At 73.3% G+C, this 25,642-nt stretch carries 26 protein-coding genes and 3 pseudogenes; 10 read left to right on the forward strand and 19 right to left on the reverse strand.

Going from position 1 to position 25,642, the window contains the following annotated elements:
• The first annotated feature begins 57 nt into the window (after nucleotides 1–57).
• Nucleotides 58–1,389 carry an MFS transporter gene (locus BS80_RS01665; RefSeq protein ID WP_051965638.1) on the forward strand — a complete coding sequence of 444 codons (1,332 nt, stop codon included), beginning with the start codon at nucleotides 58–60 and terminating at the stop codon, nucleotides 1,387–1,389.
• A 6-nt stretch (nucleotides 1,390–1,395) separates the two neighbouring features.
• Here the strand turns inward: BS80_RS01665 and BS80_RS01670 are convergent, their stop codons facing one another.
• The 3 genes from BS80_RS01670 to BS80_RS01675 form a co-directional block, all read right to left on the reverse strand.
• A complete protein-coding gene (locus BS80_RS01670) occupies nucleotides 1,396–1,701 on the reverse strand; it encodes a hypothetical protein (protein WP_035791814.1) in 306 nt (101 codons plus the stop codon).
• 74 nt (nucleotides 1,702–1,775) lie between these two features.
• Entirely contained in the window at nucleotides 1,776–1,940 is a 165-nt protein-coding gene (locus tag BS80_RS40275; protein ID WP_157535764.1) for a hypothetical protein, read from the reverse strand.
• A gap of 151 nt (nucleotides 1,941–2,091) precedes the next feature.
• Nucleotides 2,092–2,262, reverse strand: coding sequence for a hypothetical protein (locus BS80_RS01675; RefSeq protein WP_035791817.1), 171 nt, complete (start codon nucleotides 2,260–2,262; stop codon nucleotides 2,092–2,094).
• A gap of 252 nt (nucleotides 2,263–2,514) precedes the next feature.
• On the opposite strand from BS80_RS01675, the gene BS80_RS01680 reads away from it, so the two are divergent.
• Nucleotides 2,515–3,255 carry a class I SAM-dependent methyltransferase gene (locus BS80_RS01680; RefSeq protein WP_035791820.1) on the forward strand — a complete coding sequence of 247 codons (741 nt, stop codon included), beginning with the start codon at nucleotides 2,515–2,517 and terminating at the stop codon, nucleotides 3,253–3,255.
• Between the two features lie 34 nt (nucleotides 3,256–3,289).
• Here the strand turns inward: BS80_RS01680 and BS80_RS01685 are convergent, their stop codons facing one another.
• The 3 genes from BS80_RS01685 to BS80_RS01695 all read right to left on the reverse strand — a co-directional run bounded on the left by BS80_RS01685 (nucleotide 3,290) and on the right by BS80_RS01695 (nucleotide 4,799).
• The gene (locus BS80_RS01685; RefSeq protein WP_035791823.1) at nucleotides 3,290–3,646 is read right to left on the reverse strand and encodes a PRC-barrel domain-containing protein; all 357 of its coding nucleotides are present in this window, start codon (nucleotides 3,644–3,646) and stop codon (nucleotides 3,290–3,292) included.
• 77 nt (nucleotides 3,647–3,723) lie between these two features.
• Complete coding sequence (locus tag BS80_RS01690) at nucleotides 3,724–4,182, reverse strand: ATP-binding protein (protein WP_035791825.1); 459 nt, start codon at nucleotides 4,180–4,182, stop codon at nucleotides 3,724–3,726.
• A gap of 209 nt (nucleotides 4,183–4,391) precedes the next feature.
• Entirely contained in the window at nucleotides 4,392–4,799 is a 408-nt protein-coding gene (locus tag BS80_RS01695) for an STAS domain-containing protein (protein WP_035791828.1), read from the reverse strand.
• A gap of 173 nt (nucleotides 4,800–4,972) precedes the next feature.
• On the opposite strand from BS80_RS01695, the gene BS80_RS01700 reads away from it, so the two are divergent.
• On the forward strand, nucleotides 4,973–5,995 hold the full coding sequence (locus BS80_RS01700; protein WP_051965639.1) for an Acg family FMN-binding oxidoreductase: 1,023 nt from the start codon (nucleotides 4,973–4,975) through the stop codon (nucleotides 5,993–5,995).
• Between the two features lie 75 nt (nucleotides 5,996–6,070).
• On the opposite strand, the gene BS80_RS01705 is transcribed toward BS80_RS01700, so the two are convergent.
• The 3 genes from BS80_RS01705 to BS80_RS01715 form a co-directional block, all read right to left on the reverse strand.
• Entirely contained in the window at nucleotides 6,071–7,162 is a 1,092-nt protein-coding gene (locus BS80_RS01705) for an alpha/beta hydrolase (RefSeq protein WP_051965640.1), read from the reverse strand.
• 33 nt (nucleotides 7,163–7,195) lie between these two features.
• On the reverse strand, nucleotides 7,196–8,335 hold the full coding sequence (locus tag BS80_RS01710; protein ID WP_035791831.1) for a serine hydrolase domain-containing protein: 1,140 nt from the start codon (nucleotides 8,333–8,335) through the stop codon (nucleotides 7,196–7,198).
• A gap of 140 nt (nucleotides 8,336–8,475) precedes the next feature.
• Nucleotides 8,476–10,905 carry a helix-turn-helix domain-containing protein gene (locus BS80_RS01715; RefSeq protein ID WP_232246307.1) on the reverse strand — a complete coding sequence of 810 codons (2,430 nt, stop codon included), beginning with the start codon at nucleotides 10,903–10,905 and terminating at the stop codon, nucleotides 8,476–8,478.
• A 167-nt stretch (nucleotides 10,906–11,072) separates the two neighbouring features.
• Here BS80_RS01715 and BS80_RS41475 point away from each other — a divergent pair, with 167 nt between their 5' ends.
• A complete protein-coding gene (locus BS80_RS41475; protein ID WP_198045401.1) occupies nucleotides 11,073–11,243 on the forward strand; it encodes a hypothetical protein in 171 nt (56 codons plus the stop codon).
• 161 nt (nucleotides 11,244–11,404) lie between these two features.
• On the opposite strand, the gene BS80_RS01720 is transcribed toward BS80_RS41475, so the two are convergent.
• Together BS80_RS01720 and BS80_RS01725 are read right to left on the reverse strand one after the other, a co-directional pair.
• On the reverse strand, nucleotides 11,405–12,556 hold the full coding sequence (locus BS80_RS01720; RefSeq protein WP_035791835.1) for an XdhC family protein: 1,152 nt from the start codon (nucleotides 12,554–12,556) through the stop codon (nucleotides 11,405–11,407).
• 127 nt (nucleotides 12,557–12,683) lie between these two features.
• The gene (locus BS80_RS01725; protein WP_035792895.1) at nucleotides 12,684–12,920 is read right to left on the reverse strand and encodes a hypothetical protein; all 237 of its coding nucleotides are present in this window, start codon (nucleotides 12,918–12,920) and stop codon (nucleotides 12,684–12,686) included.
• Nucleotides 12,921–13,125: 205 nt separating this feature from the next.
• Between BS80_RS01725 and BS80_RS41480 the strand changes: the two genes are divergently transcribed.
• Nucleotides 13,126–13,464, forward strand: coding sequence for a hypothetical protein (locus tag BS80_RS41480; protein WP_035791838.1), 339 nt, complete (start codon nucleotides 13,126–13,128; stop codon nucleotides 13,462–13,464).
• 33 nt (nucleotides 13,465–13,497) lie between these two features.
• Here the strand turns inward: BS80_RS41480 and BS80_RS01735 are convergent, their stop codons facing one another.
• From BS80_RS01735 to BS80_RS01755, 5 genes are all read right to left on the reverse strand, one after another.
• Complete coding sequence (locus BS80_RS01735; protein ID WP_035791841.1) at nucleotides 13,498–14,487, reverse strand: S66 peptidase family protein; 990 nt, start codon at nucleotides 14,485–14,487, stop codon at nucleotides 13,498–13,500.
• An 89-nt stretch (nucleotides 14,488–14,576) separates the two neighbouring features.
• Nucleotides 14,577–15,608 (reverse strand): helix-turn-helix transcriptional regulator, encoded by a 1,032-nt coding sequence (locus BS80_RS01740; protein WP_083974070.1) that lies wholly within the window; start codon nucleotides 15,606–15,608, stop codon nucleotides 14,577–14,579.
• A gap of 435 nt (nucleotides 15,609–16,043) precedes the next feature.
• The gene (locus BS80_RS01745) at nucleotides 16,044–17,120 is read right to left on the reverse strand and encodes a DUF7405 family protein (RefSeq protein ID WP_051965645.1); all 1,077 of its coding nucleotides are present in this window, start codon (nucleotides 17,118–17,120) and stop codon (nucleotides 16,044–16,046) included.
• Nucleotides 17,117–17,761, reverse strand: coding sequence for an NAD(P)H-binding protein (locus BS80_RS37395; RefSeq protein WP_051965651.1), 645 nt, complete (start codon nucleotides 17,759–17,761; stop codon nucleotides 17,117–17,119). The genes BS80_RS01745 and BS80_RS37395 overlap by 4 nt, the downstream gene beginning before the upstream one ends.
• 2 nt (nucleotides 17,762–17,763) lie before the next feature.
• The gene (locus tag BS80_RS01755) at nucleotides 17,764–18,708 is read right to left on the reverse strand and encodes a zinc-binding dehydrogenase (RefSeq protein WP_035791844.1); all 945 of its coding nucleotides are present in this window, start codon (nucleotides 18,706–18,708) and stop codon (nucleotides 17,764–17,766) included.
• 143 nt (nucleotides 18,709–18,851) lie between these two features.
• Here BS80_RS01755 and BS80_RS01760 point away from each other — a divergent pair, with 143 nt between their 5' ends.
• Nucleotides 18,852–19,763 (forward strand): LysR family transcriptional regulator, encoded by a 912-nt coding sequence (locus BS80_RS01760; RefSeq protein WP_051965655.1) that lies wholly within the window; start codon nucleotides 18,852–18,854, stop codon nucleotides 19,761–19,763.
• Here BS80_RS01760 and BS80_RS38900 read toward each other — a convergent pair.
• Both BS80_RS38900 and BS80_RS01765 read right to left on the reverse strand, forming a co-directional pair.
• Nucleotides 19,747–19,845: pseudogene (locus BS80_RS38900) on the reverse strand (VOC family protein); the annotation flags it as partial. The gene BS80_RS01760 and the pseudogene BS80_RS38900 overlap by 17 nt on opposite strands.
• Complete coding sequence (locus BS80_RS01765; protein WP_051965658.1) at nucleotides 19,826–22,021, reverse strand: MMPL family transporter; 2,196 nt, start codon at nucleotides 22,019–22,021, stop codon at nucleotides 19,826–19,828. The pseudogene BS80_RS38900 and the gene BS80_RS01765, both read right to left, overlap by 20 nt.
• 115 nt (nucleotides 22,022–22,136) lie before the next feature.
• Here BS80_RS01765 and BS80_RS01770 point away from each other — a divergent pair, with 115 nt between their 5' ends.
• A complete protein-coding gene (locus BS80_RS01770; RefSeq protein ID WP_083974193.1) occupies nucleotides 22,137–22,793 on the forward strand; it encodes a TetR/AcrR family transcriptional regulator in 657 nt (218 codons plus the stop codon).
• Nucleotides 22,790–23,557 carry an LmeA family phospholipid-binding protein gene (locus BS80_RS01775; RefSeq protein WP_035791846.1) on the forward strand — a complete coding sequence of 256 codons (768 nt, stop codon included), beginning with the start codon at nucleotides 22,790–22,792 and terminating at the stop codon, nucleotides 23,555–23,557. The genes BS80_RS01770 and BS80_RS01775 overlap by 4 nt, the downstream gene beginning before the upstream one ends.
• Here the strand turns inward: BS80_RS01775 and BS80_RS01780 are convergent.
• Complete coding sequence (locus tag BS80_RS01780; protein WP_035791848.1) at nucleotides 23,542–24,435, reverse strand: NAD-dependent protein deacetylase; 894 nt, start codon at nucleotides 24,433–24,435, stop codon at nucleotides 23,542–23,544. The two genes, BS80_RS01775 and BS80_RS01780, sit on opposite strands and share 16 nt — an antisense overlap.
• A gap of 87 nt (nucleotides 24,436–24,522) precedes the next feature.
• Between BS80_RS01780 and tnpA the strand changes: the two are divergent.
• Both tnpA and BS80_RS01790 read left to right on the forward strand, forming a co-directional pair.
• Nucleotides 24,523–24,711: pseudogene (gene tnpA / locus BS80_RS01785) on the forward strand (IS200/IS605 family transposase); the annotation flags it as partial.
• A 145-nt stretch (nucleotides 24,712–24,856) separates the two neighbouring features.
• A pseudogene (locus tag BS80_RS01790) lies at nucleotides 24,857–25,617 on the forward strand (class I SAM-dependent methyltransferase).
• The last annotated feature ends 25 nt before the right edge of the window (nucleotides 25,618–25,642 follow it).

A 25,642-nucleotide genomic window follows, 5' to 3' on the forward strand; every position in this document is an offset into this window, starting at 1 on the left:
CGTGGCGTGGCCATTCTGTCGCTCACCTCGTTCTGCCCCCACCCCCAGGGACGGCCCATGCTGCGCAGCCACCCGCTCATCGTCCTGCTGGTCCTGGTCGAGTTCGCCAGCGGCGTGCTCCAGGGCGGGTTCCCGATCCTGTTGCCGGAGCTGGCGGGCACCCTGCACTTCGGGGCGGGCGGCCAGTCCCTCGCGCTCGGGGTGGAGTTCCTGGTCGCGGGCGTGGCGGTGCCGCTGACCTCGCGCCTGGGCGACCTGTACGGCCACCGTCGGCTGCTGCTGGTCACGGCGGCGCTGGCCCTGCTCGGCTACCTGGTCACCGCCCTGGCGCGCGACCTGAGCGCGGTACTGCTGGGCCGGGCACTGTCCGGGTTCCTGTCCTGCTGGCTGCCGTTGGAGTTCGCGCTGCTGCGCGACCGGCTGGGCGAGGAGCGCGGCGGCCGGGCCGTCGGACTGCTGGTCGGCGCGCTGACCCTGGGCAGCATCACCGGAGCCGTCCTGCGTCCGGGCCTGTGGGCGATGGCGGCGCTGCCCGCGCTGGCGCTGCTGGTGGTCCTCCGGTGGGTGCCGGAGTCGCGGACCAGGGCCCGGGGACGGCTGGACTGGATCGGCGCGCTGCTGCTCAGCGGTGGCCTGGGGCTGCTCTTCTCCGGCCTGTCCGGTCACGCCTGGCTGCTGGTGCCCGCCGTCGCGCTGCTGGCGCTGTTCGTCCGTCAGGAACTGCGCACGCCCACCCCGACCGTGGACGTCCGGATGCTGGCCCGGCGGGCCACCGCGCCGGTGTTCGGGCTCAGCTTCCTGCTGGGCTGCGCGCTGTACGGCTCGCAGGCGCCGACCCTCTCGTTCCAGGCCGCCCGGCCCGCCGTCAGCGGGTACGGCCTGGCCGCCGACCCGCAGCTGCTGGGCCTGCTGTCGCTGCCGGCCGTCCTGGGCGCCCTGGCCGGCGCGGTGACGGCGCACCGGCTGGCCCGCCGGTTCGGCCCGCGTGCGGTGCTGGGCTGCGGCTTCGCGCTCAGCGCGGCCGGATACGCACTGATCGCGCTGGCGCACAGCGCCGCCTGGCAGTTCCTCGCCCCGAGCGCGTTCGCCGGCTTCGGCGCCGGGCTGGCCATGAGCCTGCTGCCCGGCCTGCTGATGCACCGACTGCCCGCCGACCAGACCGGGGAGGGCGCGGGCGTCTACAACACGCTCAAGACGATGGCCGGTGCGGCGGCCGGAGCGGTGGGGGCGGCCCTGCTGGACTCGCTGCTGCTGCGACCCGGCACCCCGGACCAGGCGGCGTACGTGACGGTGTGGGCCGGCTGCGCGGCGCTGTGCGCGCTGGGCGTGCCGGTCGCGCTCTCGCTGCGCGAGGAGCGGAGCGGCACGGCCCACCTCGTGGCCGCCTGAGCGGGGTCAGCTCTTGGGCGGGCTGTCCCAGGTGTAGGAGTCGGGCAGGTTGTGGGCGCCGCCGGAGTTCTCGTTGTGGATAGTCGCGTTGGCGGTGTAGGAGGTCTTGTCCTCGAAGACGACCAGGCAGCGCAGGTGCGCGATCTCCTCGCGCGCGGTGTCGTGCACGTGCGGGGTGCACGACACCGTGGAGACCGGGCGGTGGTCCTGCGTGGTGATGTGGGACTTCATCACGTTCTGCAGAGCGACGTAGGCGTCGGTGTTCGGTCCGCATCCGGACGCGGCGCAGGCCACGGCCGCTGCCGCCGCCACGATCCGCGATCCGCGCTGCCACGGCCGGGTCCGCGACCCCGACCACAACCGCCCGCGAAGCCCGTCCACCCGCATCAGGGAACTCCCGCCCGCTCGTCGAAAGCCCTGATCGTAACGTGGGCCCGCACGGCCGCAGCCGGCCGCCCACCGCTCCCCCGTACGGCGTCGCCCGCGGTGGTCGGCAGGCTGGTGGCGATCATGGTGGCGGCGAGGGCCAGGGCCGCGCTGGTGGGTGTCACGCCGCACTCTGCGCGGACGGACCCGGCCGACCCCGGCAGGACACTCGGCGCGGTCCTCCGTTCGGCAGACACCCGGATGCGCGCGAGGCGGGGCGCGCACCCGCGCGCCCCGCCTGCGATCCGTTGTGCTTACGCCGTACCTGTGCCGTGCCTACCAGCGGTACCAGCGGCCCCGGCTCCCGGAAGCACCCGTACCGCGGGCCACGAAGCCCAGCAGCCAGAACACCAGGACGACGACCGCCACCCACCACAGAGCTTTCAGTGCGAACCCCGCGCCGAAGAGCAGTAGCGCGAGCAGCAGAACAAGAAGAACGGGAACCATCGAGACCTCCAGAGTCGGTGTCGAGGATTCGGCTGCCCCGCGAGGGGCCGGATATGCCGGGGAATCTTCTCACCGAGACGGGGCAGACGAGGTGGCTGCATCCGATACGAACACAAGGACCGCACGGCCGGCAGCCCCGGCGCTTTTGTGGCTTCCGCCAGTACGACGCCCCGGCCGGCGGGAGGGAGACTTCCGGCAAGGGCTGCGGCCTGTTCCGAAGGCCGACGCCAAGGACTGAGGGGGAACAGTACGATGAGCGGTCAGTTGTATGACGAGATCGGTGAGGCATTCGAGGGCTTCAAGACCCTCCCGCTCGCCCGCTACGCGGAGGTGCCCGGATTCCTCGCCCTCGTCGGCGACGTGAGCGGCAGGTCGGTCCTCGACCTGGCCTCCGGAACCGGCTTCTACAGCCGGGAGTTCAAGCGCCGCGGCGCATCGCACGTGCTCGGCGTCGACATCTCCCCCGCGATGGTCGACGCGGCCCGGGCCCTGGAGCTGACCGACCCGCCCGGCGTGCACTACGAGGTCGGCGACGTCGCCGAGTTGCGCGGCTTCGAGCAGCGTTTCGACATCGCGGTGGCGGTCCAACTGTTCAACTACGCCCAGGACGTCGCCACCATCGAGCGGATGTGCCGCAACATTCACCGCAGCATCGCGGACGGAGCCGAGTTCTTCGCCTTCGGGCAGAACCCGGACTACCGTTTCGACGGGCCGTCCCTGGCCAAGTACGGCTTCCTGTGCGAATCGCTCGGCGAGGAGACCGAGATCGGGCCGCGCGTGCGGATCACCGCGCTCCTCGACCCGCCGATCTCGTTCGTCGCCAACCCGCCCAGCCGCGAGGTCTACGAGAAGTGCCTGCGGGCAGCCGGATTCAGCGAGATCACCTGGGTGCCCCTGGAGGTCTCCGCCGAAGGCGTGCGCGCGTACGGCAAGGACTTCTGGGACGACTACGCCGCCAACCCGCCGCTGACGATGCTGCGCTGCCGCGCCTGACCCCGGGCGGCCCGTCCCGATACGGCCGTGACGGTCAGGGACGGGCGAGCCGGCGCTCCCCGCCGGCGCCCGGGGTGTACGCGAGGCCGTAGTGCTGGAAGATGTTCACCTCGTCCTCGGCGGGGAGCACATCGTCGGTGCCGATCGCCGGGCAGGACTTCACCAGGGCCTTGTCGTAGGCGACCTTGACGTACCCGGGGCCCACCAGGGCCCGGTCCAGGGGGACGAAGACGAGCCGGTGACGGGTGGGCAGGCCGATCTGAACGGTGGCCATCGAGGGGGCGTCGGTACCGGTGTCGACGTAGATGGCCTCCAGCGTGCCGATCTTGTGGCCGTCCGGATCGACGACGTCGTGGGTACGCCACTCGCGGATATCGCCTACCTGGATCACTGGGGCTCCTTTCCGAGGGCCGGCCGGAGCGTGTGCTCTCTCTCAGCGTGCCTCCGTCCGGGCCCGGGCACCAACGCTCACCCGGGTTCGTGGTCGTCGGGGGTGGCGTCCTCGGGGGTGGCGTCCTCGGGGGTGCCGGGCGCGCGGAAGGATGCGATGACGGTCTTGCCGTCCGCCTGGGTGCGGGTCTCCCAGTCGTCGGCGAGCGCGTCCACGATGCGCAGGCCGCGACCGTGCACGGCCGAGCGGTCCGGCGTGCCGGGTGTCGGCAGGCCGCTGCCGGCGTCATGGACGCTGACGCCCAGGCAGCGGTTGTCCCACACCAGGACGAGTTGCGCCGAACTGTGCGCGTGGATGTGGGCGTTGGTGACCAGCTCCGAGACGGTGAGCAGGACGGCGTCCACCGTGTCGGGCGCGGTGGTGGTCCACCCGAGGGACTCGAGGTGCCCCAGGCACCACTGGCGGGCCGCCCGTACCTCGCCCGCCACCGGGAAGGACCGGGCCCACCCCGTGGCCCGCATGGACGCCTCTCCCATCGCTGCACCTCCGCTCGCGTCGTTACCGCTCCTGCACCACACCTGCCCTCCCCGGCCGCGCCAACCCTCCGCGAAACTCTGCGCCGCCGCAGGTTTGAACTCCGCTGAGCGGGCAGACGAGCGGCGAGGCTGCACCGGTCATCCCCCCTCCCGGTGCAGTTTGTCGTGAGGGCCCCGCCCCCGTCGGGCCCTCACGACAGCCCCCGCCCTCACGACACCCCCGGGGTCAGCGGCTCCAGGTCGAGGGCCGCCACCGCTGAAGCGACCTCGGGGTGGACCGGCTGGGTGAGACTGATCCCGGTCAGCCGGAAGAGCTGGCTGACGGTCGGGGTCGGGGCGGCCAGGGACAGGCTGCCGTTCGCGAGCTTGGTCTGGCGCATCGCCCGGATGATCACGTTCAGCCCGGACGAGTCCATGAAGGGCACCCCGCTCAGATCCACGACCAGGTGCCGGCGGCCGTGGTCCAGCTGGTTGGCGAGGTGGACGTACAGCACCGGCCCGGTGTCGGCGTCCAGTTCGCCCGTGACCGACACCACGGCCAGCTCGTCCCGCACCACGCAGGTCACGCTCAGCGCGGTGGCGTCGTCGGGCAGCGGGAGAGAGATCGGTGCGGACATCGGTGGACCTCCTGGACGGTCGGGTACGGATCACCCTCCGCCTGCCCGGGTCGCCGGGGATCATGCCGGGCGCACTCCGACACCCGCGGCCCGGCCTCGTCGGTCCGGGAAGCACCGCTACCGCGGAGGGGCATCCTGGGAGATGAGGGACGACGAGCAGGAGGAGAAGCGCCATGAACGAACCGATCCTGGACGATCCGACCCTGACCGCGCAGGAGCTGCGGTCCCTGGCCGCCGCCGGAACCGCCGCGCCCTCCCTGCTCAACACCCAGCCGTGGCGCTTCCGCGCGTACTCCGGTACCCACACGCTGCGGGTGTACGCGGACCCGCAGCGGGCGCTGCCCCGGACGGACCCGGACGGGCGGGCGCTGCACCTCTCGGTGGGCACCGCGGTGTTCAACCTGCGGGTCGCGGCCGCTCACCTGGGCCTGGAGCCGTCCGTACGGCTGCTGCCGGAGGCCTCCGACCCCCACCTGTGCGCCGAGCTGGACCTCTCGCGGACCGCCGAGACCCCGAATCCCGACCCGGACCAGGGCCCGGACCTGTACGCCGCCATTGAGCAGCGCCACTCCAGCCGCCTGCCGTTCGCCGACCGCGACGTGCCCGAGACGGTCCTCGGCGAGCTGCGCGCGGCCGCCCGGGCGGAGGGGGCGGTGTTGTCCGTCCAGGACGAGGACGGCGTGCGACGGGTGATGGCCCTGACCGAGGATGCCGAGCGCCGCACCGCCGACGACCCGGTGCGCGAGGCGGAGAGCCGGGCCTGGCTGCGCTCGCGGGAACCGGCGTCCGACGGCATCCCGCTGAGCCAGCTGGGGCCGCCGGACAGCGAGGCCCGCCTGCCGATGCGCAGCTACACCGGCCGCCCGCCGGCCGTCAGTGTGCCGCCCGCGCGCTTCGAGGCGCTGCCGCACCTGGCCCTGCTGTCCACGCACGCCGACCACCCGTCGGACTGGCTGCACGCCGGCCAGGCGCTGGAGCGGGTCTGGCTGCTGGCGACGGTGCACGGGGTGCGGATCTCGGTGATGCACCAGGCGCTGGAGTGGCCCCAGACCCGGTGGGAGCTGCGCGATCCGAACGAGGGTCCGGGGTTCACCCAGACGGTGCTGCGCCTCGGCTTCGGGCCGGCCGGCCCGGCGGCGCCGCGCCGCCCGGTGGCCGAGGTGCTGGAGGTCGTCGGCGCCCCCGCCGCGGCCTGAGCGGCCACGTCCGGACGGCCCGGCCGGCGTGCCGGTCGGGCCGTCCAGGGTGTCCGGGGTATCAGCCGGTGGGGCTCAGCCGGCCGCGGCGAACGAGGCGGCGAGGCGGGGCATGTAGTCCGCGAAGGCGGCGGACCAGCAGCCGTAGTCATGGCCGCCGTCGCACGTGGGCGAGAGCGAGCTGCCGTTGCCGTAGTCGACGTAGCGGCTGGGGATGCCGAGCTGGTCCAGGCGGGTCTTGACCGTGCCGGAGGCGATCTCGGTGAAGTGGTCGATGGGCAGCTGGTTGCCGCTGTAGAGGGTGATGTCACTGCCCGCGAGCCTGGCCAGGTTGGCCGGGTCGGCGGGGTTGAGCGCGTTCCAGATGTGGTCCGCGTTGAAGACCGGGTACGGCGAGCCGAAGATCGCGTCGCTGTCGACGTAGGGCCCGTACCCGGTGCACCGGCCCGTCCCGGCGGGGCTGGACGTGCTCACCGCGCACCAGGCGCCGGTGACGTTGAGTTCGGTGGCCAGGACCGCCGCGCGGACCTCCGCCATCCCGAAGTCGATGCCGCCGGAGAGCGAGGCGGTGTGCCCGAACAGGTCGGGACGCGCCTCGGCGTAGTGCAGCGCGCCGTAGCCGCCCATCGACAGGCCGAGGACGGCCCGGTGGGCCCGGTCGGCGATGGTGCGCAGGTTGGCGTCGATGAACGGGACGACCTGGGTGGTGTGGAAGGTCTGCCAGTTGGCCGCGCCCAGGGCGGTGTTCTGCATGGCCCAGTCGGCGTACCAGCCCTTCAGGCCGCCGTCCGGCACCACGGTGATCATCGCGTCCGAGTGCAGGGCGGGGGCGGCGGCCGCGTCGTCCACGGTGCCGCCTCCGCCGTGCAGGAAGTAGGCCACCGGCCAGCGCTCGGTGGGGTTCGCCGCGTAGCCCTGCGGGAGGAAGATGCGGATCTTGTGGGTGCCGGCGAGCTGGGCGGTGGTCACGGTGATCGTGAAGTCGGTGCTCGAGTGCACCTCGGGGGTGCCGACCTGGGTCAGGCCGAAGCCGTTGGTGAAGGCCACCGGGGCGGCGTCCGCGCGGGCGGGTGCGGGCGAGGTGCCGAGCAGCGCGCTCAGGGCCATGGCCGCGGCGACGGCGGCCGCGGTCGCGTGCCGTCGCCAGCGGGGCAGGAGTGACGTCATCGGTCGTCCTTTCGGGGCAGGGAGTGCCGGGGCTCAGAGCGCGCAGTAGGCGTTGGACAGGGCGGTGCCGGTGTCGGTCTGGCCGGCCGTGCCCGAAAGGAGGTGGAACTCGTTGTTGGCGTGCGCGACCTGCTTGGTGCCGTCGTCGCTGCTCAACCAGGTGCTGAAGTAGCCGATGACGGCGCCGTTGTGCCCCCAGGCCCACTGGCCGCAGGGCAGTTGGACGTGCTCGATGCCCAGTCCGTACCCCGTGGTGGCGGAACCGTCCACCGGCACCGTGGTCTTGAGCTCGGCCTCCTGGGCGGGCGGCAGCAGCTTCCCGGTCAGCAGGGCGCGGCCGAACGCGGTGAGGTCGTCCAGGGTCGACACCATCGCCCCCGCCGGGCCGAAGAGCTGGACGTCGGAGACCGTGACGTCGTTGGTGTAGAAGACCACGGGGTGCACGTAGCCGTGCAGGTAGTTGCCGTAGAGGTTCGGGTCGCTGGTCGGGAAGGTGGTGTTGGTCAGGCCGAGGGGCGCGATGATCCGGTTCTGGATCTCGGTGGCCGGGCTGTTGCCGGTGACGGCGGTGATCACCATGCCCGCCAGCACGTAGTTGGTGTTGGCGTAGCTCCACTTCTGGCCCGGCGCGGCGACCGGCGCGCGCGATGCCAGCGCGATGTCCACCAGCGACTGCGGTGCCCAGGCCTGGTTCGGGTTGAGGTCCAGGGCGTAGGGGCCGGACACCTGGGCGGTTCCCGCGTAGTCGGGCAGGCCGGAGGTGTGGTTGAGCAGCTCGCGAAGGGTGATCTTCGTGCCGTCGTAGCCGTTGGCGTTGACCGCCGCCGGCAGCCACCTGGCCACCGTGTCGTCCAGCGAGAGCTTGCCCTCGGCCTCCAGCTGGAGCAGCACGGTGGAGGTGAACGCCTTGGTGTTGCTGCCGATCCGGAACTGCGCCTTGGGGTCGGCGGGCACGCCGGTGGCGAGGTTCCCGGTGCCGGCGTGCACGTACTGGGTGGTGTCGCCCTGGCGGACCAGGCCGATCACGCCGGGGTATCCGTCGGCCACGCCTTTCTGGGCGCCGGTCTGGAGGATGCCGGCGGCAGTCGGCGTGTCCGCGTTCGCCGGGCCGACGCCGGCCAGGGCGGCGAGCAGCAGCGCCGCACTGACGGCGGTCACACGTAGGGACTTCATCGCACTCCTTCGTCCACGGGTGGTGGTGGGCTCCGGTACGGGCTGACGCGGCGTCGGGGCGCCGCTGACCGGGCACTTCGATGCTGGTGCCCGGGCGGCGCGAGGCACAGGCCATGGCACCGGACATCGGTGACCGGTCGTCAGGACGGGCCGTCCCCCACGGACACCGAGGGGAAGGTGGCCGGCCGGTACTGGGCCTGCTGCTCGCGGAAGGCGCGGCCGAGGTGGTGCTGCAGGCGGACGTGGCGGAACTGGTACACCGCGCCGGTCTGGCGCAGCACGCCGCGGCGGTAGGCGTCGTCGAGGAAGGCGACCGTGTCCCAGGGCAGTCTGCCGGTCAGCGGCAGCCAGAGCCGGGACAGTACGAGCCACTGCCCCCAGGCGGTGAAGGCCAGGACGTAGGAGACCGCGCCGCCGATCCCGCCGACCCCGCCGATGAAGAGCCCGTCCGACAGACCCCAGTTCAGCGGACCCAGCGGACCCTGGAGCAGGTCGACGATCAGCCGGCCCCCGCAGCCGATCGCCAGGGTGAGCAGCGGGGCCAGGACGAGGGTCTGCCGGCCGATCGTCGCGCGGTTGGCCGACAGCAGGCTGCCCGGGGTGGCCGCGGAGGTGACGTCCACCGGCGCCTCCAGGACGGACATCAGCCCGAAGACCAGCCCGGCGGCCGTGCCGAAGATCAGCCCGAAGCAGAGCATGTTGATCAGGGTGGCTTCGAGCACGTGCGGATCGGTGAGCGGGACACCCGAGTAGAGCGCCCGCTCCAGGGCCAGCGCGCAGGCGCAGCCGACGCCCATGACCGAGCCGCCGAGCAGGCCGCTCGCGAACCGGCCGGCGAAGGTGCGCCGTAGCGGCCCCAGTTCGCGCCGGGCCCCGGGCAGCCGCAGCCGCACCCGGGCGGGTTCGAAGGCCGGGCCGCCGCGGTGGGTGACCATCACCGCGTAGACACAGCCGAAGGCGAGGCCCGCGACGGGCCCCATCAGCGCCCCCTGGAGGAGGATCTCGCCGACCCCGGCGCGGTGGAACAGCAGGCAGACGAGCCAGTCGGCCACCGTGATGCTCAGGGCGGTCGCCAGCACGACGGCGATGATCCGGGTCGAACGGCGCAGCGAGTCACCGATCCGCCACCAGGCGAGGTCCTGCTGATCGAGGTCGAGCCGCGCCAGGTGGTGGGCCAGATAACCCAGCCACTGCTGGGCGCGCTCGGGCTCCCAGCCGCGCGGGCGGTGCCGACGGCCGTCGGCGGCCTGCTCGGGGACGCGGCGTCGGTAGACGGTCGGCACGAAGCCCGCCAGCAGGTGCTCCTCGACGGAGTGCGCGGTGGGGAAGCGGGTGGCGTCCAGCAGTTCGGCCGGATCCCGGCCGGGCGTCTCGCTGTAGAGCGTGCGCGCCAGGATGACCATGAGCGGGGTGGTGAGGACGGCGGCGAGGTTCGCGCCGGCCGGGGTGTCCCGGGTGCGCAGGTCGTCGAGGAGGGTGTCCCAGACGACTCCGGCCCCGCCGTCGCCGTCGCGTCGGCCGACCGCGCGGGCGGTGCGGGGCAGGTAGCCGGCGAGGTCGTCGAGGGTGAGGTCGGTGAGTTCGATCCCGGCCGCCCAGACCAGCGGTGCGTGCGCCGCCTGGACGGCTTCGGCGAACTCGGCGCGGCGGCTGGTGAGCACCAGCGGCAGCGAGGTGGCGTTCAGGGTTTCGAGCGCCTCGCGCCGCAGGCCCTCGGCGATCTCGTCGAACCCGTCGAGCACCGGGAGGATGCAGTCGGCGTCGAGCAGGGCGGCGGCCAGGGTCGAGCCGCCGGGACGACGGCGGGCCAGGTGCGGGTGGTCACGCAGCAGCCGGCTGATCAGCCAGTCCCGCAGCGCCGTGGTGGTCGGGTCCCAGGAGCCGAGGCTGAAGATGACCGGTACCCGGTCGGGGACGGCCTGGGCCTCCAGCAGGTCCAGCACGAACCTGATCGTGAGGACCGACTTGCCCGAACCGGCCCGGCCCAGGACCACCAGGCGTCCGGACGATATTCGCCGGTAGACCTCCGCCACGCTGCGCAGGTCACCGCTCAGGTCGACCTGGCGCGGCAGTGCGCCCGGCCCCAGGCGCTGGATGTTCTCCAGGCGGTCCGTCAGACCCGCGGGCGCCTGCTGCCAGCGGACCGGCAGCGGAAAGGGGTCGTGCACCCCGCGCTGCTCCTCCTCGTGCCGCCAACGCCGCCGGATCTCGCGCGCCAGCTCCTGGACGGCCTCGGCGAGATCACCGTGGGCCGGTGGCGGCGCGGGTGCGGGCTCGGCCGGGACGGGCGCGGGGTCGGGCTCAGGCTCGGTCGGTTCGGGGACCGGCTCGGGGTCCGCCTCGCCGTCCTCCTTCGCGAGCGTGGCCGCCAGCAGTCGGCGGTCGTCCTGCCCGAGGTCCAGCGCGTCCGCCAGCAGGCTCAGCGTGCCCAGCCGGTGGTCGGGCGACCTGCCGGTCTCCAGCCGGCGAATGGTGCGAACGCTCACCCCGGACCGTTCCGCCACCTGTTCCTGCGTCAGCCCCGCCTGATGGCGCAGCCGGCGCAGCAGCATGCCGAGCTGATCGGTCACCGGTTCGCCTCCCCCTACTCGCCAGTATCGCCGCCCCGTGAGCCTACCGGTACGGCCGGTCATGAATGGCCGGTGCCGTGGCCTGGTCGTTGACCAGCACGAACCTGACGATCTAGTGCCGCGTCAGGCAACCTTTGCCCGTCAAGGAGCGGCGTCCGAGGAGTCCCATGGCATACCGCTACTGGTGCGGCGAGTGCGGCTTCAAAACCGCCTGGCTCAGCCGTTCCCAGGGCGAGCAGCAGCAGATCGACCACTACGCCCGACGCCACCCCGGCGTCCCGCCCGGCGGCCACGTCGAGACCAACCGACGCAAACCACCACGGACAGGCACCGACTAGTGCCGCGTCAGGCAACTTTTGCCCGTCAAGGAGCGGTGTCCGGTGCGTGCTCTCGGCGTGCCGGCCGGAAGTCCTCGTACTGGACGTACTTGGGCTTTCGGCCGGTGCGGCGAGAGTGCGTGCCGGGCGTCGCGACGGGGCGAAGGTTGCCTGACGCGGCACTAGAACGCGGAGCCTTCGTCGGCCTGACCCGCGCGGTGGATCCGGCCTGCGGTGGCGGTCAGCCGCCGGCCGCTGCCGCCCCAGCGGGTGGCGATGACCTCGGCCAGGATGGAGACGGCGGTCTCCTGCGGCGTGCGGGCGCCGAGGTCGAGTCCGGCCGGGGCCGCGAGGCGGGACAACTCCTCTTCGTTCAGCCCGGCTTCGCGCAGGCGGACGAGCCGGTCGCGCTGGGTCGCGCGGGAGCCGAGTGCGCCCACGTACGCGAGGCGGGGCAGCCGCAGGGCGGTCGCGAGCAGCGGCACGTCGAACTTGGGGTCGTGGGTCAGTACGGCCAGTACCGTCCGGTCGTCGAGCCGGCCCGCCGCCGCCTCCTCGGCCAGGTACTCGTGCGGCCAGCGCACCACGACCTCGTCCGCGTGCGGCAGACGCGCCGTGGTGGCGAACACCGGGCGGGCGTCGCAGACGGTGACGCGATAGCCGAGGTACGTACCCAACTCGGCGACGGCCGCGGCGAAGTCGAGGGCGCCGAAGACCAGCAGCCGCGGCGCCGGGGCGAACGAGCCGACGAAGACCGCGACCTCCTCGCCCTGGCGCTGGCCCGCCCGGCCGTAGTGGGTCAGCACGCTCGTGCCGTGCTCGAGCAGGCCACGCGCGTCCACGGTCACCGTGCCGTCCAGCGCGGCCGAGCCGAGCGAGCCGGCGGTCCGGTCCGGCCAGATCACCAGCCGGCGGCCGGGCGTGCCCGCTCCGGCGTTCGCGTCCGCCACCACGGTGGCCGTCGCGACCGGCTCGGCGGAGGCCAACGATGCCATCAGCATCGGGAGTTCGGGGAAGGTCCGACGCGAGAGCGGCTCGACGAAGACCTCGATCTCGCCGCCGCAGCTCAGGCCGACCGCGAAGGCGTCCTGATCGCTCACCCCGTACCTGCGCAGCACCGGCCGACCGGTGGCCTGGGCCTGCCGGGCCTCCTCGTAGACGTCCGCCTCCACACAGCCGCCCGACACGCTGCCGACCACCGCGCCCGACTGCGACACCGCCATCGCGGCGCCGGCCGGCCGGGGCGCACTGCGGAAGGTGCTGACCACGGTGGCGAGCCCGACGCTCTCACCGGCCAGGTACCACGCGTAGGCCTCGCGGAGGACGTCACGCACGGCGCCCCCCAGTGGTGGACTCCATCCGGACCGGCCTCCTCGCTGACGAGTCCTTCCAGGATGCCTCACGAGCGGGCCACCCCCCTCCTGGAACCCGCCGGCTGGAACCCGCTGCCGCGCCCCGGACTCAGCCGGCCCGGCCGGGGCAGTGCCGGGTCGCGCCGAACCCGGTTTCGTGGTCCCAGACATGGGTGCAGCCGGGGCACTGCAGGTGCAGCAGGCTGCCGGTGTTGGACAGCAGGTAGCGCCAGTGCTCGCCGCAGCTGCGACGCTCACCGCACGGGCCGCAGGAGCGCGAGTCGTCGCAGTTCGGGCAGGCCACCCACGCCCGGCGCCCGATGTCGGCCTGCGGGTCGATCGGCAGTGGGAGCGCGCGGCAACGGTCGGAGCGGTCCGAGGGGGCGGCCGGCGCGGACGGGGAGGACGGACGGTGTGCGGCGGGGCGGTGGCGGAACATGACTGCGAACTTAGGTAAGGCTTGCCTATCTGTCAATCCAGCGGGCGGCGGCGCTCGGCGTGTCGCGATCCGGATTGGCGCAGACGGGACGGGACGGGGCAGGGTGTCGCCCATGTCCGAACGACGCGACCGCCGCCGCCTCCACGCCCGCGCCCGAGCCCTCGGGGTCCCCATCGAGCAGGCCGTCCGCCGGCCCACCGCCCGACCGGCGCGTGCCGAGCGGCTGCCCGCGCGGCCGCAGTGGCCGCGCACCGAGCTGCCGGACCGGGACGTCGATGACGCCCTGCCGGACCGGGACGTCGATGACGTCGACGTCCCGGTCCGGCAGGCGCTGCCGCCGTCACCGGCGCGCTGCTGCGCGGTCACGCGCACCAGGGAGATCACGGACGGCGGGACCGTCGTGCTGCTGACCCGCCACGCGGTCGACTGCCCGGTCTGGTCCGCCCGCTGACCGAGGCCGCCGCCGCGCCGCCCCGCCCTCGGCTCAGCCCTCCGCGACCGCCGGTTCCAGCAGGGACAGGGTCCGGTTGTCCGCGTCCACCTCCGCGCGGATCCCCAGGGGCAGGGGCAGGTTCGGCGCGGTGTGGCCGAAGTCGACCTGGGCGAGGACCGGGATGTCGCGCTGCCCCAGGACGTCGAGGACGACATCGCGCAGCTCGACCGTCTCGCCGGCTCCCTGGTACGGCGTGACGTCGCTCGGGATGCCGATCACCATGCCCGCGATCCGGTCCAGCACGCCCGACAGCCGCAGGGCGTGCAGGTCACCCCAGATCCGCGAGACCGGCCGCTGCACCTCCTCCCAGAACAGGACGGCGCCGTCGAACCGTTCGGCCCCCAGTGCGAACGGCGTCGACTGCAGGGTGACCAGGCGGTTCAGCAGGCCGCCGACCAGGGGCCCCTGCGCGCGGCCCGGCCGCCAGGCCTCCCAGGAACCCATCGCCGGGAGCGCGCCCGGCGCCTCGGCCTTGGTGAGCACGCGGGTGTAGAGGTCGACGAGTTCGGACCGCCGGGCCTCGTCGCCCAAGGTGTACCAGTCGCCGCCGAATCCGTGGGTGGCGATGTCGGCGTGGAGTCCGACCAGGCCGGTCCTGGCGTGCAGCGCCAGGTGCAGCAGCGAGATGTCGCTGTAGCCGAGGATCGGCTTCGGGTCGGCCCGGATCGCGTCCAGATCGATCAGGTCGAGATATCCCACGGTCGCCTGGCCCCCGGTGTGCGCGACGATCGCCCGCACCTCCCGGTCGCGCAGCAACGCGTTGAGCTCGGCCGCCTGTTCGGCCGCGGTGCCCGACGCCCACCAGCGGTGGCGCGCCGGGTCGACCATCGGGCTGACCCGCACGCGGAATCCCATCCGTTCCAGCATCGCCACGCCGCGGGCGAGCAGCGGCTCCTCCCCCGGCTCCAGCTGGCCGGAGGGGGCGGTGACGACGACGAGGTCGCCGGGGCGCAGCGCGCGGGGACGAAGAATCGCGGACATGGGGTTCTCCTTCTTGATCGACAACGCCCGACAACCGCACTGGCAGCGGTGGTATTCCGGTGCGCGGGGGACGTCGCCGACGCTGACGGTCAGCCGGCGTCGTCCGCTGCGCGCGGGGCGTCGACGTCGTCCGCTGCGCGCGGGGCGTCGACGTCGTCCGGTGCGCACGGGCCGTCTGCGTCATCGGCTGCGCACGGGTCGTCGGTGTCGCGTTCGGCGTGCCGGGCCGCCAGCACGTCGTGCAGCTGCCGCAGGCCCGCCGCCGAGGGCGAGCCCGCCTTCGCCTGGTAGATCACCAGGCACTGGTCGGGTGCCTCGGGCAGCCGCAGCGTCTCGAAGTCCAGGCTGAGCCGGCCCACCAGCGGGTGGTGGACGATCCGCACCCCGTGGGTCTTGTCGCGCACCGCGTGCGCCGACCAGAGCGCGGAGAACTCCGCACTCCTGAGCGACAACTCCTCGATCAGCCCCGCCAGTCGGGGGTCCGCCGGATAGCGTCCGGCCATCATCCGCAGGTAGGCCACGATGTCGCGGGCCTCACCCGCCCAGTCCGGGTAGAGCTCGGGTCCGTACGGGTCGAGGAAGATGAACCGGGCCAGGTTCATCCGCCCGGCCCGTTCACGCTCGGCCGCGCCGAGATGGTCGGTGAACAGCAGCTGGGCCATCCGGTTCCACGCCAGCAGGTCCGTCGTCCGGCCGATGATCACCGACGGTCCGTTGCTGAAGGCGTCCACCAGGCCGGCCAGCCCCGGCCGCAACTGCTCCTCCTGGACCGGCTTGTCGCACGGCTTCGCCGGACGCGCCAGCGCGTGCAGGTGCGCCCGCTCGTCACCGTCCAGGCGCAACGCCCGGGCCAACGCGTCCAGCACCTCCGGCGACGCGTGCCGGCTCTGCCCCTGCTCCAGCCGGGTGTAGTAATTCACGCTCACCCCCGCGAGCTGCGCCACTTCCTCCCGGCGCAGCCCCTGCACTCTTCGGTGCCGACTGTCCTCGTCTATTCCGATGTCCGAGGGTCTCAGACGTTTCCGGTACGACTGGAGAAACCTACCGAGCTCCGTACCCCGGGAATCCTTCGACGTGTTCCGCACGGTGGTTGTCCTTCTGGGAGAGGAGATCAAGCCCATTCACGAGCCGGAACGACCAGCATTCGTCATGTCTGGGACAAAAAATGCGCGTGGCGATCAGTCACCGCAAGCCGAGCCGACGAGGGATATTCCAAGGAAGTGGACGTGGATTCAACCCCCACAATGCCCACGACGCACACGCCGCGGACCCCCACCCGCGACATTCACATGATCAGTGCGGATCATTATGCAACAAGCAGCAAGCCCCGGGCAAGGCGCGTCCAATCGTCAGGCTCGCACCACCGGCAATACCGGGGGTAAACGCACCACCCACCGAAAGCCAATTCGCTTCGAACAGCATCCACCCGGCAAATCCGGACCAAAATATCAACGCCGCACATCAGGGGGCCGCGGCCCCGCGCGTCCGCAGGGCAAAACACCGCCGTCCGCCCCGGCGGAACCCGGGGCGGACGGCGGGACGGACAGCGCGAAAACTCAGCTCCGCACCGCCGACGCCAGGTGCGGGAAGGCGCGGCCGGCGCGCGGCGGGACGGCGAAGGTGGCGCGGCTTCGCACGTCGATGAAGGCGTTGATGCCGTTGCCGCGCCGCACCCCGATCCGGGCGTGGTAGCTCGGGGCGTCGGCGGCGTTCATCATGGCCCGGGTGGCGTTGAAGTCCTCCATCGTGCGCTGGATCGACACGAAGTGGGTGCCCGGCGACCCCCGGTCAACGGTGCCGAAGTCGCGCCGGTTGATCCGTGGGACCCCGTGCAGCCGGGCCCGGCCGGTGGCCTGCGCGTGGCCGGCGACGCCGTGCACCCCTGCGGTGGAAGGGAGTTGGTCGGCGTCGCTCGGCGCGTCGTCCACCAGCTTGGCGGCGTCCTCGGCGCTGACGCCGGGCGCGTACATCAGGGCGCTGCGCTCGTCCGCCTGGTGCTCGTACCAGCTGTCCAGATCGAGTTCCAGGTAGCTGACGTGCATCGTGGTGCCGCCCGCCAGCGGCCCTTCGACGATCGTGACGTTCTCCTCCGGTGCCTGGTTGCCCCGCAGCCCCGAGTGGAAGCCGAGCATCAGCGGCGCGTCCGGCGCCACGCCCCGCCCCGGCAGCCGCTCGGCGGGCAGCGCACCGCCGACGAAGCCCGTGCGCTCCTCGCGCAGGCGCAGCCGCGCGCGCTGGTCGAGCGGACCCGGCCCGAACAGCAGGCCGGCGACCTCGGCCAGGCGCTGTTCGTCGTCGCCGGCCAGGTGCAGACAGGCGTCGATGTCCTCCAGCACCGGGTTCTCCCAGCGGGCCATCGGCAGCGGGCGGCCCACCGGGGAACGGATCGCGGTGTGCCGTTCGAACCAGCCCGGCCCCCAGCCCAGACAGGTCAACAGCCCCTGCGGGCCGTACGGGTAACGCTGCTCCAGCGTGCTCAGCGCGCGCTCCAGGCGGTCGGCGTCGGCCGCGGTGGGCGTGCCCACCACGTCGAGCATCAGCAGGCGGTGGAAGCGCGGGGCCAGTGGCCGGCCGGCCTCGTCGGCATGGAAGGTGGACTCCCAGGCGTGCTGGGCGTCGGGCAGCTCGGTCATGCGAGGACCTCCCGGGGGGCTGCGCGGTGCAGCGGGGCGAAGGCGGCGGCCCAGTCGGACGACGGTTCGCCCGGCTCGTTGTAGAGGGCGAAGACGGTGTCGCGGGCGCCGGGGTGCTCGATCGCGGCGACCATCGCGGCCGCGACGTCGGCGCGTGCCACCATGCCGTCGGCGTAAGGATTCTCAGTGAGAGTCAGGGCGTGTGCGCCGGGCGGGTCGTCGGTGAGCCAGGTGGTGCGCACGATGGTGTACGGCAGCGGGCCGCTGGTCAGCACCTCCTCCGCCGCGACGCGCCCCGGCAGCAGGGCGGCGTCGATGCGGTTGAGCGGATGGGCGATGCCGTGGCCCACCGCGAAGGAGCTCAGCAGCACGAAGTGCGGCAGCGGGCGCCCGTTCGCGGTGGCAGCGGCGAGGGCGGCGGCGGCCAGGTCGCGGGTGACCTGGTGGGTGTGGCGCCAGACGTCGCCGCGGAGCGGGACGAGCACCAGGGCGTCCGCACCGGCCAGTTGGCGTTCCAGTTCGCGGGCGTCGCCGAGCGGGTCCAGGACGGCCGCGTCGTGTCCGTGCTGTTCGGCCAGGGTCTTCACGAGGGCGCCGGTGGCCCGGCGGTGCCCCGATCCGGCGATCATGATCCGTGCCATGGTCACACCCCGCTCTCGACGGTCAGGACGGCCTTGCCGGCCACCTCGCGCTCGCGCAGGGCGTGGACGGCCTTCGGCAGCAGCTCCCAGGAGCCGCGCCAGCCGACCACCGGCGCCAGGCGCCCGGCGGCGATCTGGTCGAGCAGCACCCCCAGGTCCTCGCCCACCGGCTCACCCGACCCGAAGACCCAGAACGGGTGCAGGGTCTGGCGCACATGCGCGCGGAAGGAGGAGATCGACACCTCGGCCGACTCCCGCGAGGACGTGCCCAACAGGACGAGGTGTCCCAGCGGCGCCGTCAGCCCGAGCGCCGCGAGCAGCACCGGACCGCCCACCGACTCCAGGACGAGATCGAACTCGTCGTCCGTCACCTCGGCCAGCGAGGTGACGGTGTGCCGGGCCCCGAGCGCGGCCAGGTCCACGCTGCGGCGCGTGCCGGTCAGGGCTGTCACCCGGGCTCCGGCGGCGGCCGCGAGCTGGACCGCGAACGTCCCGACCCCGCCGCTCGCGCCGGTGACCAGCACCCGCTTGCCCAGCAGCGGCCCGCCCCGGCGCAGCGCGCGCAGCGCCGTCAGCCCGGCCACCCCCAGCGTCGCGGCGGCGCCCAGGTCGACGCCGGCGGGCACCGGGGCCAGCCGGTCCAGCGGGACGACGGCGTACTCGGCCCAGCCGGCGAAGTCGACCATCGCCGCGACGGCGGTGCCCACCGCCGGGCCCCGGCCGTCGTCGGCCGCGGCGACCACGCGTCCGGCCAGGTCCTGGCCCGGGCGCCAGCCCTCGGGCCGCCGGGCGAGCAGTGACAGCTCACCGCGGTTGACGGAGAACGCCTCAACGCGCACCAGGACCTCACCGGTCCCGGGCACGGGCACCGGCAGCCGGCGCAGCTCCGGATCCCGGGTGGTGCCCACGTAGGCCCGCATGTCAGCGGGGAGAGCAAGGGAAGTCATGACGCCACCGTAGAAGCCGGACCGACCGCGACGGAAAGCTCAATGCGCTATCAACTCAGAAGCAGCGCTTATCAATCCGCCACCGCCTATGCTCGCAGCATGGCTTCCCGTACAGGTCCGAGAACCGCGAACGGCCCGCAGCGATGACCCCCGAGGCGCGGCTGCTGCGCTCCTTCCTGACCGTCGCCGAGGAGTCCAACTTCACCCGCGCCGCCGCCCGTCTGCACATCGCGCAGCCGGCGCTGAGCGCCCAGATCCGCCAGTTGGAGACCCAGCTCGGCGTCAAGCTGTTGCACCGCACCACCCGGGTCGTTCAACTGACCGCCGCCGGACGGGCCGTGCAGGAGCGCGGACCGGCCGCGCTGGCCGCGCTGGAGGATGTCTGGGACGCCGCCCGGCACACCGGGCGCGGCGAGTTGGGCCACCTGCGCCTGGGGTACAGCGCCTCCGCCGGGTACGGAACCGTCCCCACCCTCGTCGACGCCGCCCGACGTCGCCACCCCGACGTCCAGATCGCCGCGCAGGTCCTGCGCACCCCCGACATCGCCCAGGCCGTGCTGGACGGGCGGGTGGACCTCGGAATCGCCCGCTCCCCTCAACCGGTCGACGGTATACGGTTGCTGACGGTCCGTCGGGAGCTGCGCGGCGTCCTGCTCTCCGCCGATCACCCGCTGGTCCGGCACTCCCCCGCGAGCACCGAACTCGTGGCGGTCGCCGCGTTCCCCGTCCTGGTCCACGCCCGCGAGGCCAACCCCGCGCACTACGACCAGCTGGTCGACCTGTTCCACCGCGCGGGCCTCCAACCCCGGCTCGTGGAGCGCCCGATCGCCTTCGACCCCACCCAGCACCACCTGCGCGACGCCCACAGCACCGCGCTCGTCGGCCAGACCTCCGCGGACGGCCTGCCCGACTGGCTCCGCTGGCTGCCGATCACCGCGCCGCAGACCCACACGGAGATCCAACTCGTCCTGCCGGCGGGCGAACTCCCGCCGATCACCCGCCACTTCGAGGAGCTCGCGCTCGCCACCGCACAGCGCGCCGGCTGGCTCGACTGACGCCGAGGACCTCGCTCCAGAAGGCGGCGAGCCGGTCGGGATCGGCGCAGTCGAGGACCAGTTCACTGATGCGGCATGCCATGCCCGGCAGTGTAGGGCGGCACGTCGACGCCGGGGCCCGGAAGGACCGGACGGGCGCGACCGGCGCGACCGGGGCGGCGCGGGAACCACCAGTTGGCGCTGCCCAGCAGCACCATCGTCGACGGCACCAGCACCATCCGCACCACGGTCGCGTCGATGACCACCCCGACGGCCAGGCCGACCGCCAGCATCTTGATCACGACGGTCGGCGAGGAGGCGAAGGAGAGGAAGACCGCCGTCATGATCACGGCGGCGCTGGTGATCACCCGCGCGGTGCGGGCGAGTCCGCTGCCCACGGCCTCGGTGTTGCCGCTTCCGCCGCGCCAGGCCTCGGCGATGGCCGAGAGCAGGAAGATCTCGTAGTCCATGGAGAGGCCGAACACGATGGCGAACATCATCATCGGCACGTAGGACTCGATCGGCACCGCCTCGTGCACGCCCAGCAGCCCTCCGCCCCAACCCCATTGGAAGACCACGACCAGCACCCCGTACGAGGCGCCCGTGGTGAACAGGTTGAGCACCACGGCCTTGAGCGGGATCAGCAGGCTGCGGAACATCAGCATCAGCAGAGTGAAGGAGCCGACCAGGACGAGCCCGATGATCAGCGGCAGCCGCCGGGAGATCGTGTCGCGGAAGTCGAGCTGGCCGGCGGTCGGGCCGGCGAGGTAGCCGGTCGCGTGCGCACCGCCGAGGGTGTCGGGCAGGGTGTGGTGCACCAGCTGCTCGAACAGGGTGCCGGTCGCCGCCGACTGCGGGCCGGAGGCGGGGGTGACGGTGCCGGTCAGGACGGTGCCGTCGGCGCTCGCGCGCAGCGGCCCGGCAGCGCCGACGCCGGGCGTCGCGCCCAGCGCGGCGGAGAGCTTCGCGGCGATCGCGTCAGCGGGCTGGTTCGCCCCGTGCAGGTCGACCACGACGGTGAACGGGCCGTTGGCGCCCGGCCCGAAGCCGGGACCGCGCGCGTCGGCGACCAGGTCGTAGGCGGTGCGGGAGGTGGAGCCGAGCGGGTCGGCGCCGGCGTCGATGTGCCCCAGGCGCAGCGCGCCCAGCGGCAGGGAGAGCGCCGCGATCACGGCCAGGCCACCGGCCAGGAAGAGCGCGGGACGGCGGGCGACGAGGGCGCTGTAACGCTGCCACCCGTCCTCGGCCCCGGAGGTCTCGGCGACCGGCGGACGGACGGCGAGCCGGTCGATCCGTCGGCCGACCAGCCCGAGCCCGGCCGGGACCAGGGTGACGGCCGCCGCCGCGGCCACCACGACGCTGATCGTCGCGGCCAGTCCGAGCCGTCCGATGAAGGTCAGGCCCGCGCCGTACAGGCCCAGCAGCGCCAGCGAGACCGTGGCGGCGGCGAGCAGGACGGCGTGCCCGCTGGAGGCGATCGCCCGCCCGGCCGCCCGGTCGGGGTCGTCGCCCTCGACGAGGTGCGCGCGGAAGCGGGTGGTGACGAACAGGCCGTAGTCGACGCCCACCCCCAGACCGATCATGGCCGCCAACGTCGGTGCGGCGGTGGCGAGATCGACGCTCGCGGCCACGATGCCCACCACCGACAGCCCGATGACGACCGCGACCAGGGCACTGGCCAGCGGAAGGACGGCGGCGGCCACGCTCCCGAACGCGAGCAGCAGGACGACCAGCGCGGCCGAGAGGCCGACCAGTTCCGCGGCCCGGTCGTTGCCGGCCGGGCGCGTCAGCTCGTCCAGGCCACCGCCGTAGGCGACCTGGCGGCCGGCCTGCCGGACGGCGGCGGTGGCCCGGTCGAGCCGGGCCGGGTACCCACTGCCGAGCGTCTTGGGCCGGACGTCGAAGTCCAGCCGCCAGTACGCCGTCGCGCCGTCCGTGCTGGTGACCAGCTCCGAGACGGAGCTGACGTCCGGCAGCGCCGCGAGGGCCCGGGCGGTGTCCGCCGTCGCGCCGGTCGCCGCGCCGGCGCCGCCGGTCGGGGCGTGGACGACCACCAGGCCGGTGTAACCGGTCGCGCCGGAGGAGGCGCGGGCGAGCAAGGCGCCGCCGGTGTCCGACTGACTGCCCGGCAGGCTCGTCGCGTCGCTGTAGGCCGGGTGGGCGAGGTGCTGGCCGGCGACGGCGCAGCCGAGCGCGACGAGCCAGAGCACGATCACCACGATGGACCGCCTGGAGCAGGCGGCGCCGAGGCGGTGGAGGGGGGACGGGCGAGTGGGCATGGGCGTCCTCACGTATCGCTGCGAGTGCGGGCTGCCGGCCGGGCGGTGCCAGACAACCAAGAAAGTGTCAGGACTGTCAATTGACAGCCATGACACATTTGCTAGCCTGGCGTCCATGGACGACACCCCAGCTGCCGACCCCATCGCCGACTCCATCGCCGATCCCGCCGGCAGCTCTGCCGACTGCGGGCTGCGGGAGCGCAAGAAGGCCCAGACACGCCAACTGCTGCGCGACGTGGCACTGCGCCTGTTCGCCGAGCACGGCTTCGCCGGCACCACGGTCACCGAGATCGCCGAGCAGGCCGGCGTCTCGGAGCGCACCTTCTTCCGCTACTTCGACAGCAAGGAGAGCGTGCTGCTGCCCGACCTGGTCGAACTCTTCGACCAGGTCGAGGCGGAGTTGGACCGCAGGCCCTCGGACGAGGCGCCCGGCGTCGCGGTGCGCGCCGCCCTGCTGGCGGCCGTGCAGAACCCGGCGGCCTGGCGGCTGGCCGCGTTCGCGCACCCCGGGGAGGACGTCCAGGCGCTGGTGGCAGCGCGACTGGTCGAGGAGTTCGTCACCTTCGAGGAGCGCCTGACCGCCGCCGTCGAACGCCGGCTCCCGCCGGGCCCGGACGCCGACCTGCGGGCCGCCGTCGTGGCGGGCACCGCGCTGGCCGCCGCGCGCGCCGTCATCCGCACGGCGCGCCGGCGGCGCAGCCAAGGTCCTTACCCGGTAGGGGCGTTCCTGCCGCTGCTGCCCGTGGCCTTCGACCTGATGGCCGAGGCATGAGCATCCGCCGGCCTCTCGCGCTCCCCCTCGGCCTCCTCGCCCTCGCCCTCGCCCTCACGGCCGTCGGCCTGCTCGACCAGGTGGCCGGCTCGACCGCCCGGCAGCGCATCGCCGCCCGGGCCGGCTGCGTGCTCGATTCGCACGGCCGGGTCACCGCCTCGCTGGACGAGCCGCTGGGCGGTCTGCGGGCCCTCACCGGCGACCTGGGCACGGTCTCCGTCTCCGCGCGGGGAGTCCAGCGCGGCGGGATCACCTCCCAGGTCAGCGCCACCCTGCACGAGGTCGGCAGCGACGGCTCGTACCGCGCCGGAACGGCGCTGGCCACGGTCGACTACGGACAGCTCGCCGGCCGGCTCGCAGCCCAGTCCCCAGCCGCATCCACGGCCCCCTCCACAGCTGCGACCCCGACGCTGAGCGGCGACGGCTCGACGCTCGACGCCGCCACCACGGTCGGCGCCCTCGGCCTGCCGGTGACCGTCCGCTCCACGGTGACGGCCCAGGACGGGCGGGTCACCGTCACCCCGACCGACGCCGTCGTCCTCGGACGCGACCTGCCGGTCTCCGCACTCGCCGGCCGGGCCTCCGCCGGACAACTCGCGCCGCGCACCTTCACCCTGCCGTCGCTGCCCACCGGCGTCACCCTGACCGGCGCCGTTCCCGAACCGGACGGGCTGCGCCTGGACTTCGCACTCGCCGACCATCCCGCCCACGCCGCGGGGGCAGCGGGCGGAGCGGCGGGAGCGGCCTGTCAGGGCAGCGCCTGACCCGCCCCCGCCAGCTGTTCGGCCACGGTGGTCAGCGCGGCGCCCAACGGCAGCGCGACGGTGGCCGTCGCGAGGGCGTCCCCGCGGGTCGGGCCCTGGTTCACGATCACCACGGGCTTGCCGGCGCGCGCGGCGTGCCGCACGAAGCGCAAGCCCGACATCACCGTCAGGGAGGACCCGAGGACCAGCACCGCACGAGCCGCGTCGACCAGGGCGTAACACCGCTCGACGCGCGGCTTGGGGACGTTCTCGCCGAAGAAGACCACGTCCGGCTTGAGGATCCCGCCGCACACCTCGCACGGCGCGATCCGGAACCCGTCCACCAGGGCGCCCGGCAGCTCGACGTCCCCGTCCGGGTTGAGCGGTGAACCGGCGTCCCGGAAGGCGCCGTTGAGCGCGTGCAGCCGCCGGTCGAGCTCCTCGCGCCCGCTGGAGCGCCGACAGCCCAGGCACACCACACGGTCGAGGCCGCCGTGCAGCTCCACCGCGTCGAGCGTGCCCGCCGCGCGGTGCAGCCCGTCCACGTTCTGGGTGATCACCGCCGACACGTGCCCGCTGCGGCGCAGCGCCTCGACCGCCCGGTGCCCGGCGTTGGGCTCCGCCCGGGCGATCGCCCGCCAGCCCGCGTGGCTGCGGGCCCAGTACCTGCGGCGGCCCTCCTCGTCGGCCACGAACTCCTGGTACGTCATCGGCGTGCGGCGGCGCAGGCTGCCGGTGGCACCCCGGTAGTCGGGAATACCCGACTCAGTCGAGAGCCCGGCGCCACTCAGGACCACGACCCCGCGCCCGCCCAGCAGCCCGGCGACCGCCTCCAGCCCGGCGACCTCCGGGGCGGGTCCCTCGACGGCCGGCCCGTTCAGCATCGGATGTACGCGCATGCCGCCAGGCTAGTCGTGTGCTTGCGCAACTCGTACTCACGCGGGACACCGCGTTCGAATGCCACCGCCGATACGTCCACGGCCACCCTGTCGCGCCTGGTCGGCTCGCTCAAAGGCGTCTCCGCCCGGCGCCTGCGGCAGGAGCACCCGGACCACATCCGACGGTACCCATGGGACGCGCACTTCTGGTCCCCGTCCTACCTCGCCGCGTCCTGCGGGGACGCACCGCACAACATCATCAAGGAGTACATCGAGAACCGGAAACACCCGCAGTGACACAGCGCCGCTCCGCGTCGCCAGGACCCAGGAAGCGATTCCTCCCGGACCTGAAGGCACAGGGTTCCTCGCCAGTACCGTGACCGCGAAGGTTCACCGGGTCGGCGGTGGTCGAATGTTTGGCGCGGGGGGCGATGATGAGGGTATGACCGCTAGCTCTCGCGCCCAGTCGTTCGATGTAGCCGCGGCTCAGTACGCGGCGAGTCGGCCTTCCTATCCAGCCGAGCTCTTTGACTCCATCGAGGAGTTCGCAGGCCGTGGTTTGGCGGGTGCCCGGGTTGCCGATGTCGGCGCGGGTACCGGAATCGCCAGCGTGCTGCTGCGGGAGCGGGGAGCGGATGTGATCGCGGTGGAGCCAGGTGAGGCCATGGCTGGTGAGTTCCGCCGGGCACTCCCGGGCGTGCCGGTCGTGAGGGGTGACGGTAATGCCCTGCCGTTGGCGTCAGCTTCCTGTGACCTCATCACGTATGCGCAGTCCTGGCAGTGGACCGATCCCGGCCGGTCCGTCCCGGAGGCGTTGCGTGTCCTGGAAGCGGGCGGTGCGCTGACGATCTGGTGGAACACCACGGCCTTCGACGTGCCGTGGATCCGCGAGCAGCACGGGCGCATCGCGCGCCACTGCGGGGTCAAGCCGAGGTCTGCGGTGCGCCCTTCGGACAGCGATGCCATCCGGCTGGCGGGGTTGACGGGGCTGCGGGTTGTGCGCCGGCAGGTGCGCTGGAGCCGCACCGTCTCGCTGGACATGCATCTCGCCAACATCGGCAGCCGGTCGGCATTCCTCGTCCTGAAGAGGCCGCCCGTCATGCGTTCTTCGTCGATGAGCGTGAGCGGCTGGGCAGGCTCTTTCCCCGCGAGGAGGTGGAAGAGAGCTACGTGGTTGATCTCCTGGTGGCGCTCCGCCCCTGACATTGTTCGGCTACGGGCGGGCAGT

It is taken from the genome of Kitasatospora mediocidica KCTC 9733 (assembly GCF_000744225.1).
GTDB classification, from domain to species: Bacteria; Actinomycetota; Actinomycetes; order Streptomycetales; family Streptomycetaceae; genus Kitasatospora; species Kitasatospora mediocidica.

Excerpts from the sequence above, each read along its gene's own strand:
- BS80_RS01665 (WP_051965638.1), top strand. The coding sequence starts at position 58 with ATGCTGCGCAGCCACCCGCTCATCGTCCTGCTGGTCCTGGTCGAGTTC.
- BS80_RS01675 (WP_035791817.1), bottom strand. The coding sequence starts at position 2,262 with ATGGTTCCCGTTCTTCTTGTTCTGCTGCTCGCGCTACTGCTCTTCGGC.
- BS80_RS01680 (WP_035791820.1), top strand. The coding sequence starts at position 2,515 with ATGAGCGGTCAGTTGTATGACGAGATCGGTGAGGCATTCGAGGGCTTC.
- BS80_RS01690 (WP_035791825.1), bottom strand. The coding sequence starts at position 4,182 with ATGGGAGAGGCGTCCATGCGGGCCACGGGGTGGGCCCGGTCCTTCCCG.
- BS80_RS01695 (WP_035791828.1), bottom strand. The coding sequence starts at position 4,799 with ATGTCCGCACCGATCTCTCTCCCGCTGCCCGACGACGCCACCGCGCTG.
- BS80_RS01700 (WP_051965639.1), top strand. The coding sequence starts at position 4,973 with ATGAACGAACCGATCCTGGACGATCCGACCCTGACCGCGCAGGAGCTG.
- BS80_RS01705 (WP_051965640.1), bottom strand. The coding sequence starts at position 7,162 with ATGACGTCACTCCTGCCCCGCTGGCGACGGCACGCGACCGCGGCCGCC.
- BS80_RS01710 (WP_035791831.1), bottom strand. The coding sequence starts at position 8,335 with ATGAAGTCCCTACGTGTGACCGCCGTCAGTGCGGCGCTGCTGCTCGCC.
- BS80_RS41475 (WP_198045401.1), top strand. The coding sequence starts at position 11,073 with ATGGCATACCGCTACTGGTGCGGCGAGTGCGGCTTCAAAACCGCCTGG.
- BS80_RS41480 (WP_035791838.1), top strand. The coding sequence starts at position 13,126 with ATGTCCGAACGACGCGACCGCCGCCGCCTCCACGCCCGCGCCCGAGCC.
- BS80_RS01735 (WP_035791841.1), bottom strand. The coding sequence starts at position 14,487 with ATGTCCGCGATTCTTCGTCCCCGCGCGCTGCGCCCCGGCGACCTCGTC.
- BS80_RS01740 (WP_083974070.1), bottom strand. The coding sequence starts at position 15,608 with ATGGGCTTGATCTCCTCTCCCAGAAGGACAACCACCGTGCGGAACACG.
- BS80_RS01745 (WP_051965645.1), bottom strand. The coding sequence starts at position 17,120 with ATGACCGAGCTGCCCGACGCCCAGCACGCCTGGGAGTCCACCTTCCAT.
- BS80_RS37395 (WP_051965651.1), bottom strand. The coding sequence starts at position 17,761 with ATGGCACGGATCATGATCGCCGGATCGGGGCACCGCCGGGCCACCGGC.
- BS80_RS01755 (WP_035791844.1), bottom strand. The coding sequence starts at position 18,708 with ATGACTTCCCTTGCTCTCCCCGCTGACATGCGGGCCTACGTGGGCACC.
- BS80_RS01760 (WP_051965655.1), top strand. The coding sequence starts at position 18,852 with ATGACCCCCGAGGCGCGGCTGCTGCGCTCCTTCCTGACCGTCGCCGAG.
- BS80_RS01765 (WP_051965658.1), bottom strand. The coding sequence starts at position 22,021 with ATGCCCACTCGCCCGTCCCCCCTCCACCGCCTCGGCGCCGCCTGCTCC.
- BS80_RS01770 (WP_083974193.1), top strand. The coding sequence starts at position 22,137 with ATGGACGACACCCCAGCTGCCGACCCCATCGCCGACTCCATCGCCGAT.
- BS80_RS01775 (WP_035791846.1), top strand. The coding sequence starts at position 22,790 with ATGAGCATCCGCCGGCCTCTCGCGCTCCCCCTCGGCCTCCTCGCCCTC.
- BS80_RS01780 (WP_035791848.1), bottom strand. The coding sequence starts at position 24,435 with ATGCGCGTACATCCGATGCTGAACGGGCCGGCCGTCGAGGGACCCGCC.